A 15,605-nucleotide genomic window follows, 5' to 3' on the forward strand; every position below is an offset into this window, starting at 1 on the left:
TGCAGTAAAACGTATAGGCTTATCTAGCGAGCAATATTGACATACAATTTTCACCTTTAAGTTCTAGTAACAGGAAAAAACTATTGAAGTTGATTTTCATTCCCAATATAATTGAGAATGAAAATCATTAATTTGAGGGGTTGTTGATTGCATGAAGCGCTATAAATTGCCTGTCATATTATTTTTATCAAGCAGTTTGTTGTTTAGCTGTTCCCAATCAAATGAAAGTTCAACAACGGAACCGGCAAAAAAAGAGACAGCGAAAGAAAGCTCCCAAGTTGATTTAAATCAAATATCTACAGATTATCGCACGTTTGCGATCGCTGAAATAGATGAATTTGTTAAAAAGACAGAAGAGTTTGCCAATGCAGTGATCGCTGGGGATGTGGAAAAAGCAAAAGAACTTTATGCGCCGGCTCGCATGCACTATGAGCGTTCTGAACCAATTGCTGAAGCGTTTGCAGAACTCGATCCGAAAATTGACGCTCGTGAAGGTGATGTCCCTGATGCAGAGTGGGGAGGTTATCACCGGATTGAAAAGGGACTCTGGGTTGAAAATACGACGAAAGGCTATGAAAAATATGCTGAGCAGCTTATAAAAGATGTGAAGCTTTTGCGCGCAAAAGTTGAAACTGTTGATGTGACACCCGATCTTTTGATCACCGGCGCAGTCGACCTTTTAAATGAAGTTTCAACATCAAAAGTTACAGGGGAAGAGGATCGTTATTCCCATACAGATTTATACGATTTTGCTGCCAATGTTGAGGGTGCTGAAAAGATTTATGAATTAATGAGCCCTGCCCTTAAGGAAAAGGATGAGGCGCTCGCTAAGGAAATCGAACAGCGGTTTCAAGCAGTTTATGCACTTCTTGACAAATATAAAAAAGGCGACGGGTATATTTCATATACTGAACTAACCAAGGATCAAGTAAAAGAATTGAGCCAATCGATCAATGAACTGGCAGAGCCTCTTTCTAAACTAGGGGTTGTACTGGAGGGATAACCAATGTCTGAACCTGATAAAAAAGAAACGACATCTGTCTTTAACAAGAACGTATCAAGACGAGATGTGTTGAAGGCTGCGGGCATCGGAGGAGTCGGCGTGCTAATCGGTGCATCCGGCATTGGTGGAGCGCTAGCATTGGCTGACGTGTTGCCGACCTCTCAAAAAAAAGAAAATACAAATGCGGTTGTTCCGTTTTACGGAAAACATCAGGCAGGCATTGCAACTGAAGTGCAAAACCACATTTATTTTGCTGCATTTGACGTGACGGCTGAAGGCAGAAACGAGCTTATTCAGCTTTTTAAAGAATGGACGAAGGCTGCCGCAGCTATGACAGAAGGCAAATCGGTTGGAGATCCAGCTAATAATAAATACCTTCCTCCAGATGATACGGGGGAAGCTGCAGGACTTAATGCGTCAAATTTAACCATTACTTTCGGCGTCGGCCCGACGCTTTTTACAAAAAACAATAAGGACAGATTTGGTTTGCAAAAAAAGCAGCCGGATGAACTAAAAGAACTGCCGAAGTTTCCGCTTGATTCACTGGAAGAGCAGTGGACAGGCGGAGATCTTTGTATTCAAGCATGCTCGGATGATTTGCAGGTTGCCTTCCATGCGGTTAGAAATTTAGCGAGAATTGCCCGCGGCAAAGCGGTTCTTCGCTGGACACAGGCCGGCTTCCAGCGTACAAAGCAAGCGAGTCCGAAAAAGGAAACGCCGCGAAATTTATTTGGCTTTAAGGATGGAACAGTGAATCCAAATGTGAAAAATTCTGCTGAAATGAATCAATACGTTTGGGTGCAGCCCGGTGACGGACCTGATTGGCTCGTGAACGGAACGTATTTAGTAGTAAGGCGGATTCAAATGTTTATCGAAGTTTGGGATCGGACTACTTTAAAGGAACAAGAAAATACGTTTGGCAGATACCGGGATTCAGGTGCATACCTTGGGCAAAAAAATGAGTTCGATCCGCCGGATTTTGAAAAGAAGGATGAAAACGGAGAATACTACATTCCAATGACCGCCCATGTTCGAGTCGCTCACGGTGACGGAAAACAGAAAATTTTGCGCCGTTCTTATTCATATGCGGATGGAATAGATGCAAAAACAGGAACATTTGATGCCGGATTATTGTTTATCAGCTTTCAGCGCAGCATAAGCAAGCAATTTATCCCAATTCAAAAGCGGCTTTCGCAAATGGATGAATTAAACGAATATATCGTCCATCGAGGAAGTGCTGTATTTGCCTGTCTTCCTGGAGTAAAAAAAGGCGGATATATTGGAGAAACGTTATTTTCATAATCCCTTTCTCTCTTTCATAGGAGTTGAAGCTGATGTATAAAAAATTAGGGCTTATTGCCTTCGCAATTCTTTTCACAATGGGTATTTTCTCAAATAAAGCCGTAGCCGCAGAGAACCTTGATGATTTATATGTTTTGATAGGCGATGCCATCATGAAAACAAAGGAAGCGAACTGGGATGTCGTACAGGACAATTTGGAACAATTCTCACAACAATGGAACGAAGTAAAAGCTGTTGATAGCAAAAAAACAGCTGAAGTCGATAAACAGTTAAAAAATGCGAAAAACGCCCTTGCTCAATCTGAAAAAGATGCAACGAAAATAAGTGAAAATTTGTCCGCTTTATCAAAAGCGCTTACTTCGTACGAAGAAGAACAAAATCCGACAGATCCGCAAAAAGAAAAAGAAAAGCTAAAACAGATGTATCAATTTATTGATGAAATCGAAAAAATGATTCAAAACAATAATTTTGATCAGGCGGCCATGAAATATCAGCAATTACTTTCCACTTGGACGGCAAACGAGAACATTGTTCGTACCGAAAGCGTTGTTTCGTATGGCGAAATTGAAACACAGCTTGCTTTGTTAAGAATTTCACTGACGCAAACTCCGCCTGATCAAGAGAAGGCTTTAAAGAGCCTCAAGGATCTGACAGCTTCTGTTGAAAATTTTTTAAGCGGGAAAAATGCGGGAAAATCCGCTGGAAATGAATACACATTAAGTGATGTAACAGATTTATTGGAAAAAAGCGTACAGTCGCTAAAAGATCATAACCCATCCGAGGCATCAGAACATTTAAACAAAATATTGCTTATATGGCCGGTAGTTGAAGGGGAGGTTCGGACAAAAGACTACTCCCTATACAATCGCATGGAAACTGAAATTCCCTCCGCAATCAGTTTATTGCAGTCTGACAATAAAAACGTAGAAAAAGCTCAAACGATGATTAGTGAATTGTATGATTCCCTTCAGCTCATCGCAGCCAAAACAAGCTATACGTATATAGATGCTATGCTTATTTTACTGCGTGAGGGATTTGAAGCTCTTTTAATCATCGCCGGTTTGCTTTCATTTTTGAAGAAAACGAATCATGCCGACAAACAAGGTTGGATTTGGATCGGCGTTTTGTGCGGCATCATTTCTAGTGCTATTCTAGCTGTTGTCATGAACATGTTTTTCTCCAAAATAACTGTTGCCGGAAGCCGCGAATCGATCGAAGGAATCGTCGGCATCACTGCTGTTGTAATGATGCTGACGGTTGGCGCTTGGCTTCACAAAAAGTCAAATATCGCCCACTGGAATCAATATATTAAAGAGCATCTCGGACACGCATTGGCAAAAGGAAGCTTGTTTTCCATGGCCTTGCTAAGTTTTCTCTCAATTTTTCGCGAAGGTGCCGAAACGATTATTTTCTATGCCGGAATGGCTCCGTCGATGGAAATCAGCCAGTTAATTTTAGGAATCGCTATCGCCATGGCGATCTTAGTGATCCTCGGGTTTATTATCATCCGCTTTAGTTCAGCGATTCCCGTCCGGCCGTTCTTTATGGGCGCAACGCTGCTTATTTATGTATTATCATTCAAAATGCTCGGAATCAGTATTCATGCCATGCAGATAGCAAACACGCTGCCAACACATTCATTGCCGAATGTTCCTTATATTGAACCAATCGGTTTCTATCCGACGATTGAAACAGTAGTGCCGCAGCTGCTTCTTATTCTTATCATCATCGGCGTAACGATGTATGTGAAAAAAACGGCTGTAAATGAAAAGGCAGTTGTTGAAAAATAAAGGATCTTAAAAGCTTCAATCGAGTAGGAGGGGGAGATTAACCCCCGTCCTCTCACACCACCGTACGTACGGTTCCGTATACGGCGGTTCAATTAAGATAGATGACGCAAGAATTCATAACGTTTTTGTAGACTTTTAAGCCCTTGGTTACTCCAATAGGGGTTTCCAAGGGTTTTGTGTAATATGGGACTTTTTGAAATTCGCCAGTAACCTTTACGACTGTTCCCCCATTCATAGGCTTTCCAGCTAGGAACTCCTAACTTTATGAGGTTGCGTATTCTGGTTTTTGGCTTTTTCCAGCTTTTCCATAAACACATCCGGAGTCTTCGTCGTATCCAGCTATCTAATTTTCCAAAGATACTCTTTGTGTCTGCTAATGCAAAATATCCACACCAACCAATTAAATATTGATTCAATTTCTCAATTCGATATTCCATTGGGTATGGCATCTTTCTTGATGTAATTTCTCGTACCTTTTTCTTCATTCGTTTTATACTCTCTCTGGCGATTCGAACTTTTGGCTCTTCTGAAGATGTAAAACTAAATCCAAGAAACTTCCGTTTCCATGGTCGGTCAACCGCCGATTTTTTCTCGTTGACCTTTAGACGTAGTTTCCCCTCAATAAATCGTTGAACACTAGCCATTGTTCGTTCCCCAGCTCGTTTCGACTTCACATAAATATTGCAATCATCGGCATAACGAACAAACTTATGTCCTCTTTTCTCTAATTCTTTGTCTAGTTCATCTAGTGCAATATTCGAAAGTAGAGGGCTTAGAGGGCCACCTTGCGGCGTCCCTTGTTCTGTACTTGAAACCACACCATTAATCATGACACCAGCTTGTAGATATTTGCGGATTAGCTTCAATAGTGGCTTTTCTTTAATCGTCTTGGCTAATGTGTTCATCAGCCTGTCATGATTCACTCGATCGAAGAACTTTTCTAAATCCATGTCCACTACCCATCTATAACCATCCCTGATATAACCTTTTGCTTTCCTTACTGCGTCATGGGCACTTCGATTTGGACGAAACCCATAACTATGTTCGGAGAACATAGGGTCATATATCCTGGATAGTACTTGGGCTATTGCTTGTTGAATCAAACGGTCTGTCACGGTTGGAATACCTAATAACCGAACACCGCCATCGGGTTTCGGGATTTCGACTCGTCGGACAGGCATTGGTTCATAGGTACCCTTGAGAATGGCTTCTTTAATGGATATCCAGTTTTCGACTATGTGCTGACGTAGGTTTTGTACGGGCATCATATCTACTCCATGGCTACCTTTATTCTTTTCTACTCTTTGTAAAGCTAAAAGCATATTCTCCCGTGACAGGATTCGTTTCAAGAGCATCGTTATTCTTCCTTCCGTGAATAGCTGGTCTTCTTATGCCAGTGCTCACTCCACCCTCCAAGAGGACCCCTGCGGGATTCACCGCTTCCTCCCTCAAGTGAGGTACTATGTTTTCTGTGTTCAACATGACGCACTGAATGCAAAGGGCTATTCTCTCTTAATTGTTCGGTCCTTCCGAATTGTTCTAGACCAATCCGTACTATGACCTCTGCTGACTTCTGATGGTTCAGCTACTTATCACTAAGTAGGTTATGAAGGGTACTTCACATATCCATCAGACCTCCCCGGGTAAGAGTGTAATCTTTCCTTCCATCTATCTGCTTCATTTACTCTATATCACCTTTGGCAGAAAGGACTTTGTTTTGTTATGCAAACTCATCCAATGATACCTAGCCTTATATGAAGTTCGTGTTCCTCAGACCGGAAGTTCGCCGCTCGCTTCCTTCAGATTCCGCGTCACCACGGACACCCTTGCGTTAGGCTAACCACTACTTCTGCCTTCGTGGCTCGGGACTTTCACCCTAGAGATTACACCCATGCCGGGCGCACATAAAAAAATGTACTTCGGTGAATACCGCAGTACATTGGCTGAATGCACGAGGTGCTAGTTGAACTTTATTATTGTTCGACTAGCACCTCAATATTTTTCATTATGGAGTTAATTTTAAATCCGCCCAGTGCGGGTGTGCCTCAACTCTACGCTCCATATCACGGAACGCATTGAGTGAACGTCTCAGCTTACTATAAGCGTCGCCGCCTTCACTCCAACCTAAGTAGCCGATCATTCCGTTATAACCGATCTTTTTTAACTGTCCAAGCAACGCAAAATTATCTAACTCCCCAACATCCAAAGGCTCGATTGTTGCCACTCCGCCAAAACCGTGCGGATTGCGGCTGCTGCCGGACATGTTTACTTGTTTTAAGTAAGGAGCTACCGCTTGAATCGTTCCTTTTAGATTTGTTCCATCTGCCGCATACCAATGGTAGCCGCAAAAGACAATTCCAAGATTAGGATGGTTCAGGCGTTTGCATAGTCTCACTGCATCTTCATGGCGTTCAATCCAGAAGGATAGATGCGTGTAAAGCAAAATGTTAATATTTCTTCGTTCGGCAATCTTCAATGCTTTTTCCAGCCATTTTACTGCGATGTCGTCCCCTTTTGGATCTGAAGGGCGGATATGCTCTCCGACAGATTGAATCGCCAGCTCAACCGTGCTGCACCCTTCCATAATTTCCAGCATCTTTAAAATGCCTGCATTTCTTGGATGGTCCTCGCCTAGTGAAAGATCTAACACAACGTACACGCCTGCGACGTCCAGCCCATATTTCTCCTTTAACGTTTTTGAGCTTTTCTACATCTCTCCATCGCTCTCCGTGCCAGACGGATAAATGGGTTGCGTCATAGCCTATTTCCTTTAACATTTCACATCGAGCTTCAAAACTATAAATACCCATTGAATTATAGAAAGCAAAATCCATTGCGTAAAAAGGGTAAGCCATTTTCCAATTTCTCCTTTCCTTTTCCACTGAACGGTTCATTACAGTGATTTCAACGCTTCGCTAATTTCTTTATCTCCTGACATTAAATCGAATGCTTTTCTATACGTATTTGGTTCATCAAGAGCTTGAACAATCGTTCTTGCTACATCCTCGCGAGGAATGTAACCGACAGGTAAGTTTTCAGCTGCGGTAACCAGTCCTGTACCTTTTTCATTCTTTAGATAACCAGGACGAATAATCGTATAATTTAGGCCGCTATTCATCAACACACGGTCGGCATAATGTTTGGCGACATAATATGGCTTAAGGTTTTCCGGCCAGTTCTGACGATTGTGGGCTTGGAATGAGCTCACGATAACAAAACGTTCAATTCCGATTTTTTCCGCAGCCTCCATGGCTTTTACAGCGCCGTCTAAATCTATCAGCAATGTTTTATCAGCGCCTGTGTGTCCCCCTGAACCAGCTGAGAATACGATCGCATCGCAGCCTTTGGCCGCTTCGGCAATTTCATCGACAGTGCCTTCCAAATCAGCGAGCACCGCTTCAATTCCTTTTTTCTGAAAATCCTCCAATTGCTCTTGCTTTCGAACCATTGCACGAACAGAATGCTGTTCATGCGCATGAAGCATATTTACTACTTGTTGTCCTACTTGCCCGTTGGCTCCAATGACCAAAACTTTCATCATATCCATCCTTTCTCATATTGATGGTTTTTAAATTTTCTTATCATGTTAAAGCAGGGAAATGCGGAAGCACATACTCGCCTAATTCTTCAATCACTTCTTCGACTGGACGCTGTCCATATTTTAAGTTGATGATGACATGGTTCACACCTGCATCCTGTAAAGCTCCAAGAAATTCGATTACGAAATTTCGTCCCGTACGGAATCCAAGATGTATCGGAATTGGTACATGATTTGGATCTTCCGTTAAGTCAATGTAAAGAGATTGGGAAAATGGCTTAAATTCTTCTGTTAGCGAACGCCAATTATCGATTAATGCTTTTTGAAACTTAATTCCACGCGGATAGTATATCCATCCATCACTATGTTCAGCAATCCATTCAGGAGATTGTCCACTGTGACCTGTTACCATTAATGGTATATCTGACAATTTTGGTTTTGGCAGCATATCTCCGCTTGTCATATGCACTCGTGTCGTGTTAATCGTCGGAAAATGGTCACGCCAAACCTTTCTTATAGCAGCTACTGATTCTCGGAATAATTCGCTCCGTTCTTCAGGATTCACAGAAAATGCTGGAAACTCGATTGGACGGTCACCAGTTGCGACGCCGAGAATGAGTCTTTCACCAGATAATCTGTCTACAGAAGCTGCCGCTTTTGCCACATGAAGCGGGTGACGCAGCGTTAAAATAATGCTTCCAGTTGCTAAAGCAATCTTATCTGTGTGAGCCGCAACATACCCTAAATACGTAAACGGATCATACATTTGTCCAACATCTCCGAAATTTGGATCGCGCAGCGGCACATCTCTCACAAACAATGAAGCGAAATTCAGCTCTTCTGCTCGTTTTGCCAGCTTCATTTGCTTTTCGATATTCATCTCAGGGACGTCTCCCATATACGATTCAATCGGAAAGAACAGCCCTAAAGTCAGTTTGTTCTCTTGATACATGCGTGAATACCCTTTATGATTTTTAAATTTTTCCATTGTTTTTACCAATCCTTAAGAAAAGGTGGGCCGTATATAAAGGAAAGGCCCTGTTTAAAATAATTTGTTTTACAGATATGAACAATATTTATAATTTGTACAAAAACATATATTATACCTGTGGTGCTAGATAAAGATCACAGGATATAAAAATAGCCCTTGCATGGAAAATTCCTTTAAAATGAAAGTGCTACCAAACATTTAAAAGGAGAAGTCCCATGCAAGAGCACTTTCATTTTACAACAGACGAAGCGAAAATTCAAAAACAATATGCAGCGATTTTGTTCTTTGTATCTGGACAATTGTCTTTGATTCAGATGTATTTACAACGCCGAAATCACCATTTGTTGAAGCAAGAAGATGAAGTCATCATCGCCGTCCATGTTCTTGGAAAGTTGTTAGGTTTTACATCCGAACGAGCTTGGCACCGATTTGTGATCGGAAACTTATTTTCGAAAGATTTATTTCCTGAACGTTCTCGATATAACCGCCGTTGTCGAAATCTTGGCTTTGCCGTCAAATGGATACGATATCAACTAGCCAAACGTGGGCAACATCACGCTTATGCGGTAGTGGATAGCTTACCTATTGAACTCTGCCACCACGCACGAATGTATCGCGTCAAACGGTTTCAAGGAATCGCAGATATCGGGTATTGTGCATCCAAAAAGATGGCTTACTATGGGTTTAAGCTTCATCTCCAGATCACTGACCAAGCGCTTCCGATGGGATATGTCGTCACCGAAGCATCCTGTCACGACCGGACAGCTGCGGAAACCGTGATGGCCCAACTTCCTCATCCGTATACACTTGGTGACAAAGGATATGTGAGCCAAGACTTGCAAAAGAAGCTGTATGATGAATACAAGATCACTTTTTGGACGCCCGTTCGGAAAAACCAGAAAATCCATCAATCGAAAGCATGGAAACGATGGATGAAACGAAAACGCAAAATCGTCGAAACCGCGTTCTCGGTTTTAGTGGATTCATTTCGGATCACGAAAATTCGCGCCAATTCGATCTCTGGATTTGAAACGGCGCTTGATGCCATTTTGTTGGCCTATTCGCTCGTTGTTCTTGGGCTAGTTGAGCGTTGACGCTCAACTAGCACCATGGGTATATTATATCTGTAACGAACTTTTTATGATGCAGCCGCGGCAATAGCAGCATCGTCTTTTATCACTTTGTCAATAATGGCGCTGCCAAGACAAATCTCACCTTCATAAAATACCGCTACTTGCCCTGGTGTCACAGCCTTAACTGGTTTTTCAAATTCTACAAACACCGTTCCATCCGGACGAATATGGACACGCACCTTTTGATCCTCTTGACGGTAGCGGAATTTAGCTGTACATGCAAACGTACTAAGACGAACATCCCCATTTATCAAGTTCAGGTTAGATGCAATCAGTCCAGTAGAGAACAATGCCGGATGGTCTTTGCCTTGAGCAACAAGTAAAACATTGTTGTCTAAATCTTTATCGACGACATACCAAGGTTCTCCTGTTCCTTTGCCGCCGATGCCAAGCCCTTTTCGTTGGCCGATTGTGTAATACATTAAACCATCATGAGTACCGAGCACTTCCCCATCAAGCGAACGAATTTCTCCAGGCTGTGCCGGCAAAAAATTCTTTAAAAAGTTTTTGAAATTTCGTTCTCCAATAAAACAGATTCCGGTACTATCTTTTTTATTGGCGGTAATAAGGTTCAATTCTTGGGCGATTTTTCGCACCTCACCCTTCGTTAACTCACCCAGCGGGAACAGAACTTTAGACAAATGGTCCGACGTTAGCTGGCTAAGAAAATACGTTTGATCTTTATTCGCATCTTTTCCACGCAGCAAGGTGATTTGGCCATTTTCTCTGTTGATTCTTGCGTAATGACCCGTTGCGATATAATCCGCATCAAGTGAAAGAGCATAGTCAACAAACGCTTTAAATTTAATTTCAGTATTGCATATTACATCTGGATTCGGTGTTCGGCCTCGCTTCAGCTCATCCATGAAATACGTAAATACACGATCCCAATATTCTTTTTCAAAGTTGACGCCATAGTAAGGAATCCCGAGTTGGTTGGCAACTCGTTTAACATCTTCATAATCCTCAGCTGCCGTACATACACCATCATCATTCGTATCATCCCAGTTTTTCATAAATACCCCGATGACGTCGTACCCTTCTTTTTTAAGAAGGTAAGCAGCTACAGAGGAATCCACTCCTCCAGACATTCCGACGACTACTCGTTTTTTCTTCATCATCATTCACCTCCTTAAACTGAAACGTTTTTGATTACAGTTTTATTTAAAAAAAATTTTTGCCGCAACAAACTATTTTGTTTCAGGCATGAAACGAACTTTTTGAGCTATTATTATGAATTTCATTAATGATATCTTGGACTGTCACACCTTTTAAATAGTTTAAAAAATGTTCTTCTGCATTATGAAAAATACGAATGAGTACATCTGACAGATGTTTGCCTATTATACAGTTGTCATTGGAATCGGGACATTTCGGCACAAGCGTTTCCTCACTAGTGATTCTAAAAATTTTGTCTAACGTAATTTGTTCAGGCTGAGCGTTTAACGAAAATCCGCCCTTTGCCCCTTCTTTAGAAGCAATTATATTTTCTTTTCTTAATATGCTTAAGATTTTTCTTAATCTTACTGGGTGGACAGAAACACTTTGAGAAATGTCTTCACTGGTTACTCGCTGATTTTGCTTTTCAGCCAGATACGCAACGCAGTGAACGGCAATCGAAAAATCGCTATTCATATTGAACCTTCCTCCTAAGTGTAATAATAATGATTACAGTTTATATTGTCAACTTAAAATTACTTCTTTCAGCTATGAAGAGTAAATTTATCAATTTCTGGTAGTATTGTGGAAATACGACTTATTCACAATTGGTAAAATTTTCCAGTTAAATTTATTTACAAAAAGGGTCAAAAAGAACCAATTTTGCTTATTTTTTTAAAAAATGTGGATAACTTATTTTTGTTTGTTGTGGATAACTTTTTTTCTTTGCCAAACATCACATCCTTTGGTACAATTAATTCGCTAGGTAAACCTAATTTGCATAGGTTTTCCCAGTTGTGCGATATCCTCGTCTGTTAGTGTTTGCCCACGGAAGGCTTCTAACAATCGCGAGGATATTTCTTTTATCGTTTTCTTCATGCTTCTCAATATTTTTGACCCATGCTCATGTAACACCATGATAATCTCTGTAATTTGGGTTAATAGGTAGTGATTTTTCATGGCATTGTAATCTTGGCTGCTTGCGTGTTCAATGTGGTAGCGCAGGTTTTTTTGTCTGTTAAACCCCTCATTCTCTATTCTCCAGCGGCTTCTGCCAGCGTTCATCAGTTTCTTTGCATTGTTTTTTGTGATTTTTATATCTGTGATAAAGGTAAATTTTTGTTTTCTTTTTTCATCTTCTAATTCGCATTCGAAAACATTCACCCCAAAGCCTCTGTAATCAATATCGTTCACCCAGGTGATTTCCCCTCGCTGTTCGCTTTCACGTATCTTTACCACATTGGCTTTCTTGCCTTCCTCCTCTTCCATATTTTTTAACGCTTGAAACTCATCGGTGATGCTTTTAATACGATCTTCCTTAAAACGGAATAAGTAGTTCCAATTATTCGCCTTGCATTGTTTAAATACATTTTCGCAGGCATAAAGACTATCGGCAATCAGACAGATAGGCAGTTTTTTAAAGGTGTCTTTCAGTCTAGCAGTCAGTCGATAAAAAGCATTCAACTCACAATCTTGCTTTTCCACGTCCTCTGATTCATTTTCAATAAACTCGGAGGCCACACTTAGTACCATATTTCCCACAATTAACTTGGCTTCCAAGACATGATGCATGTAGATGGTCTTTATTTTTTCTTCACCCGTTTCCTTGTCTATGTATTTGCGCTCCCGTTTCAGGCAGTGTTCACAATGTTTTTTGTCAAAAGTAAAAATACCGGTCCCATCTATGGCAATACCCCAGTATTTCCCGTTGATACGATAGGATTCAAAACACCTCTTTTTGAATAATTTCTTGATCATATCGATTCGGATCCTTTCAAGTTCTGCCGGGTTCACTCGTGCCAAAAAATCATTGATTGTGTCATAATGGGGCAGTTCTTCCAAATCTTCATTCCCCAACAATTTCCCCAAATTTTTAATGCACTCTTCCTTATTAAATTCGTTTGTCATTTCGCGCATACTTTTTAAGTTGCATGCATTTTTCAAAATAACCATCATCAAAAGGACTTCCGTGTCATAGGTGATATAGCTTTGGTGCCTTGGATCATCAACATCTTTAAGTAATTTGTTCAAATTTTTAAAAAAGTGATTTTGCGTTTTTAGCAACTCGAATAAATAATTTACCTCTTTTTCCATTTCACGCTTTTCTTTCCTCGTTACCATAAAAAAATCCCCCCAAATGCCAATATATTAGGTTTTTTATATACCCTTATTATCACATATTTGGCAAAGTTTGGGTGGAATTATCTCGAAGAATTTTTACTCTTCAGGGCTGTACTTCTTTTCATCAGCCGCAAATAAAAAAATTCGGATCATTGGCCTAAATTTAGTGTCGAGTAGTAATGATAATAAGCGATATAAAGCTCATTAGAAAAAAACAAAAATTAGCATTTTAATCATGATTCCATTCAACTATATGAGCTGCGATTGCTGAAGCTTTGCCAGAGCATCGATTCATTTCCAGACGATCAAAGTTAGTCATGTACAGTGTTTACATGTAGCGCAACGATTAAAAAATTCTTTGTAAAAAATCTTCACATTGGCAGAAACCTTTTGCTATTTCATTATAGACATGATCGATAGATTTACTATACAATTATCTGCTCATTGTGTCTATATAGACTGACATCAGAGAGCAACCTGCTAGTTAAGAAAGAATACTATCAAAACAAATACTCCTCTTTGAAAAGTGAATCTCAAAGAGGAGCAGAGAGCTTTCATTTTATTTTTTCCACGCTTATCCAGTTGGCGGTATTTAGAGTTCCATAAGTACGGAAAGTTTTATCTTGCATAAGTCCGAGTAATCTGCTTCCAATCTGGTGCAAAAATTACGGAATTTCCATGCGGTTTTCGCCTAGTTTATACTTTTGCTTGTGCAAACCCCGTCTAAATTTATTGAGGCGCTTTCGTTTGAAATAATTTTATACTAATCCCTATAAAATCACCCCTGTTAAACAGGCATCGTTCCGAAACTCTTCGCCTAATTAGTGATTAAGCAAAACCGGTGATAATCCGTAATTTGCAGCATTTAAGTATTCAACGAGAAAGCAGTATCATAACAATTCTGAAAATAAATAACAACAAAAAAAGAAAGCTTCTTATGGAAGAACTTAGTCTAAATTATATTGCCTAACTTTGTAATATGGGTAGTCCATTTGTTTTTGAATGCGAAGAACAGCTTCTCTGCCTGCAAGCAGCTCACAAATAAATAAACCGAGATCCACCGATGTTGCGACCCCGCCGCCAGTAATAACATAACCGTCCTTCACAATTCGATCTTCTATAACTTCTGAACAATAAGATCGAAATAAATCATACTCATTTGGATGGGTCGTCGCTTTCTTTCCATCAAGAAAACCAGCAGCGCCAAAAAGTATGGAACCTGTACAAACGGACACTTTATACGTCGCATTGCTGCCCGCTTTTAACCATTCGATAAATTCAGAATCATGCAATAATTCTCGAGTACCGAATCCCCCGGGGACAAATAACAAATCATACTGAGATAAATCAGGAGCCACTTCTTGAATCTTAACTGTAATTCCCCGATCATCACTTATTTCATCTTTCATTCCACACAAGGTCCAGCTTAATTTTTCATTAAAACCCATTGTTTTCAAGCGTGTTACCGCATCATAAAAACCTACAAAATCAAGAGCTGTCATTCGATCAAAAAGAATAAATGCAATTTTCATAGAATACCTCCAAAAATTGAAAAAATTGCCTAACTTATTGCTATCATACGGCATTGCTTTTCATACTTACAAGCTTTTATTTTGTCTTTCAGCTGAAATCTCTCTGAATAACTTTTTCTCTTATCCATTCATCGTTCGCCAAATTTATTGTCTGCTAAAGAATATGATTGATTTTCGTGAAGTAAAGGTATATCAAGTTGGGAGGGATTATTATTTAAGAAAGCTGTTTTTATGTGTGTATGAAAGGAAAGGGTGTTTATAAGGAATTTACAATTGAGTTGAAAAACGCCCGCACGGTATGCAAACAGGAATTGATATCGGCTGTCTTAAGACCTCTCTTTTATAAGATACGATTATAAAATCAAATGTCTAAATTCATTGAGAGATCAATAGGGTAGAAAAGTGATGCAATATACGTAAGAGAAAAAAATGGAACTCCATATGTTTATTTGTTTATCTTTATAATTACCTACAATAAATTCTCTTTTCACTTTTTCATCACTATACTACCAGCAGCGCAGCAATCTTTATTTTTCAACTCAAATTTATATATCAATGATTTTCAACAACTTCTTCAATAATTGAATTTCCTTCCGTTTCCTTATCATCGAGCCATTTCCAATTCTCATACAGTCTAATTCGCCCATCTGGTAAGATTTTTGGAGTAGAAGTACATTTTCCGCCCCTAATCTCGTTTTTGATATTCACATGGTTATACCTAAACTCTAAGCATCCATCTTCTTTTACTATCCCAATTAAGAATCCTTTTATAATTTCTCCACCGCTATACGTTGCTGAGATTATATTTCCTTCTTGTTTATATTCAAAAAGCGTTTCTGAAGAAACTTCTCCATTATCTGTATTTTCAATTGAAACAAACTTGCGGCCATTATAATTTATCACAAACAACGCTCCTCTAATTTTTAATTTTCACTATTTTACCACATGTTTTATCCTTTTTTAGCCATCAAATTTATTTTCTCATGTTCAACTATTTCACAAGGGATACTTTGAGAAATACTTAATCAGATTTTCTA

The 15,605-nt window shown here is 39.9% G+C and carries 13 protein-coding genes; 4 read left to right on the plus strand and 9 right to left on the minus strand.

From position 1 onward, the window contains the following. Positions 1-151: 151 nt before the first annotated feature. From efeO to NST97_RS09080, 3 genes are read left to right on the plus strand one after another with little or no spacing between them, the layout of a single operon-like run. Positions 152-1,003 carry an iron uptake system protein EfeO gene (efeO, locus tag NST97_RS09070; RefSeq protein WP_341343139.1) on the plus strand — a complete coding sequence of 284 codons (852 nt, stop codon included), beginning with the start codon at positions 152-154 and terminating at the stop codon, positions 1,001-1,003. A 3-nt stretch (positions 1,004-1,006) separates the two neighbouring features. After that, positions 1,007-2,305 carry an iron uptake transporter deferrochelatase/peroxidase subunit gene (efeB, locus tag NST97_RS09075; protein WP_341343140.1) on the plus strand — a complete coding sequence of 433 codons (1,299 nt, stop codon included), beginning with the start codon at positions 1,007-1,009 and terminating at the stop codon, positions 2,303-2,305. A 32-nt stretch (positions 2,306-2,337) separates the two neighbouring features. Beyond that, complete coding sequence (locus NST97_RS09080; protein WP_339197232.1) at positions 2,338-4,095, plus strand: FTR1 family protein; 1,758 nt, start codon at positions 2,338-2,340, stop codon at positions 4,093-4,095. Positions 4,096-4,187: 92 nt separating this feature from the next. Here NST97_RS09080 and ltrA read toward each other — a convergent pair whose 3' ends face one another. The 4 genes from ltrA to NST97_RS09100 all read right to left on the minus strand — a co-directional run bounded on the left by ltrA (position 4,188) and on the right by NST97_RS09100 (position 8,621). Beyond that, positions 4,188-5,450: a group II intron reverse transcriptase/maturase gene (ltrA, locus tag NST97_RS09085; RefSeq protein WP_327848818.1), complete on the minus strand. Its 1,263-nt coding sequence runs from the start codon at positions 5,448-5,450 to the stop codon at positions 4,188-4,190. 650 nt (positions 5,451-6,100) lie between these two features. Beyond that, positions 6,101-6,754 carry a sugar phosphate isomerase/epimerase family protein gene (locus NST97_RS09090; protein ID WP_339197235.1) on the minus strand — a complete coding sequence of 218 codons (654 nt, stop codon included), beginning with the start codon at positions 6,752-6,754 and terminating at the stop codon, positions 6,101-6,103. 234 nt (positions 6,755-6,988) lie between these two features. Then, a complete protein-coding gene (locus tag NST97_RS09095) occupies positions 6,989-7,633 on the minus strand; it encodes an SDR family oxidoreductase (RefSeq protein WP_063387218.1) in 645 nt (214 codons plus the stop codon). A gap of 43 nt (positions 7,634-7,676) precedes the next feature. Continuing rightward, positions 7,677-8,621 carry an LLM class oxidoreductase gene (locus NST97_RS09100; protein ID WP_063387217.1) on the minus strand — a complete coding sequence of 315 codons (945 nt, stop codon included), beginning with the start codon at positions 8,619-8,621 and terminating at the stop codon, positions 7,677-7,679. Positions 8,622-8,839: 218 nt separating this feature from the next. Here NST97_RS09100 and NST97_RS09105 point away from each other — a divergent pair, with 218 nt between their 5' ends. After that, positions 8,840-9,718 carry an IS982 family transposase gene (locus NST97_RS09105; RefSeq protein WP_339196453.1) on the plus strand — a complete coding sequence of 293 codons (879 nt, stop codon included), beginning with the start codon at positions 8,840-8,842 and terminating at the stop codon, positions 9,716-9,718. A 44-nt stretch (positions 9,719-9,762) separates the two neighbouring features. On the opposite strand, the gene mnmA is transcribed toward NST97_RS09105, so the two are convergent. The 5 genes from mnmA to NST97_RS09130 form a co-directional block, all read right to left on the minus strand. Continuing rightward, positions 9,763-10,875 (minus strand): tRNA 2-thiouridine(34) synthase MnmA, encoded by a 1,113-nt coding sequence (mnmA, locus tag NST97_RS09110; protein WP_082829590.1) that lies wholly within the window; start codon positions 10,873-10,875, stop codon positions 9,763-9,765. A gap of 82 nt (positions 10,876-10,957) precedes the next feature. Beyond that, complete coding sequence (locus NST97_RS09115) at positions 10,958-11,392, minus strand: RrF2 family transcriptional regulator (protein ID WP_063387215.1); 435 nt, start codon at positions 11,390-11,392, stop codon at positions 10,958-10,960. 285 nt (positions 11,393-11,677) lie between these two features. Then, positions 11,678-13,036, minus strand: a complete 1,359-nt coding sequence (locus NST97_RS09120) for a transposase family protein (protein WP_341343141.1) — start codon at positions 13,034-13,036, stop codon at positions 11,678-11,680. Positions 13,037-13,983: 947 nt separating this feature from the next. Next, positions 13,984-14,568: a DJ-1/PfpI family protein gene (locus NST97_RS09125; RefSeq protein WP_341343142.1), complete on the minus strand. Its 585-nt coding sequence runs from the start codon at positions 14,566-14,568 to the stop codon at positions 13,984-13,986. Between the two features lie 552 nt (positions 14,569-15,120). After that, entirely contained in the window at positions 15,121-15,471 is a 351-nt protein-coding gene (locus NST97_RS09130) for a n-acetylglutamate synthase (RefSeq protein WP_198318546.1), read from the minus strand. Positions 15,472-15,605: the final 134 nt, after the last annotated feature.

Source organism: Aeribacillus sp. FSL K6-1305, from assembly GCF_038050115.1.
Taxonomy (GTDB): Bacteria; Bacillota; Bacilli; order Bacillales; family Aeribacillaceae; genus Aeribacillus; species Aeribacillus composti.

Coding starts and splice junctions, on each gene's coding strand:
- efeO (WP_341343139.1), top strand. CDS start 152: ATGAAGCGCTATAAATTGCCTGTCATATTATTTTTATCAAGCAGTTTG.
- efeB (WP_341343140.1), top strand. CDS start 1,007: ATGTCTGAACCTGATAAAAAAGAAACGACATCTGTCTTTAACAAGAAC.
- NST97_RS09080 (WP_339197232.1), top strand. CDS start 2,338: ATGTATAAAAAATTAGGGCTTATTGCCTTCGCAATTCTTTTCACAATG.
- ltrA (WP_327848818.1), bottom strand. CDS start 5,450: ATGCTCTTGAAACGAATCCTGTCACGGGAGAATATGCTTTTAGCTTTA.
- NST97_RS09095 (WP_063387218.1), bottom strand. CDS start 7,633: ATGAAAGTTTTGGTCATTGGAGCCAACGGGCAAGTAGGACAACAAGTA.
- NST97_RS09100 (WP_063387217.1), bottom strand. CDS start 8,621: ATGGAAAAATTTAAAAATCATAAAGGGTATTCACGCATGTATCAAGAG.
- NST97_RS09105 (WP_339196453.1), top strand. CDS start 8,840: ATGCAAGAGCACTTTCATTTTACAACAGACGAAGCGAAAATTCAAAAA.
- mnmA (WP_082829590.1), bottom strand. CDS start 10,875: ATGAAGAAAAAACGAGTAGTCGTCGGAATGTCTGGAGGAGTGGATTCC.
- NST97_RS09115 (WP_063387215.1), bottom strand. CDS start 11,392: ATGAATAGCGATTTTTCGATTGCCGTTCACTGCGTTGCGTATCTGGCT.
- NST97_RS09120 (WP_341343141.1), bottom strand. CDS start 13,036: ATGGTAACGAGGAAAGAAAAGCGTGAAATGGAAAAAGAGGTAAATTAT.
- NST97_RS09125 (WP_341343142.1), bottom strand. CDS start 14,568: ATGAAAATTGCATTTATTCTTTTTGATCGAATGACAGCTCTTGATTTT.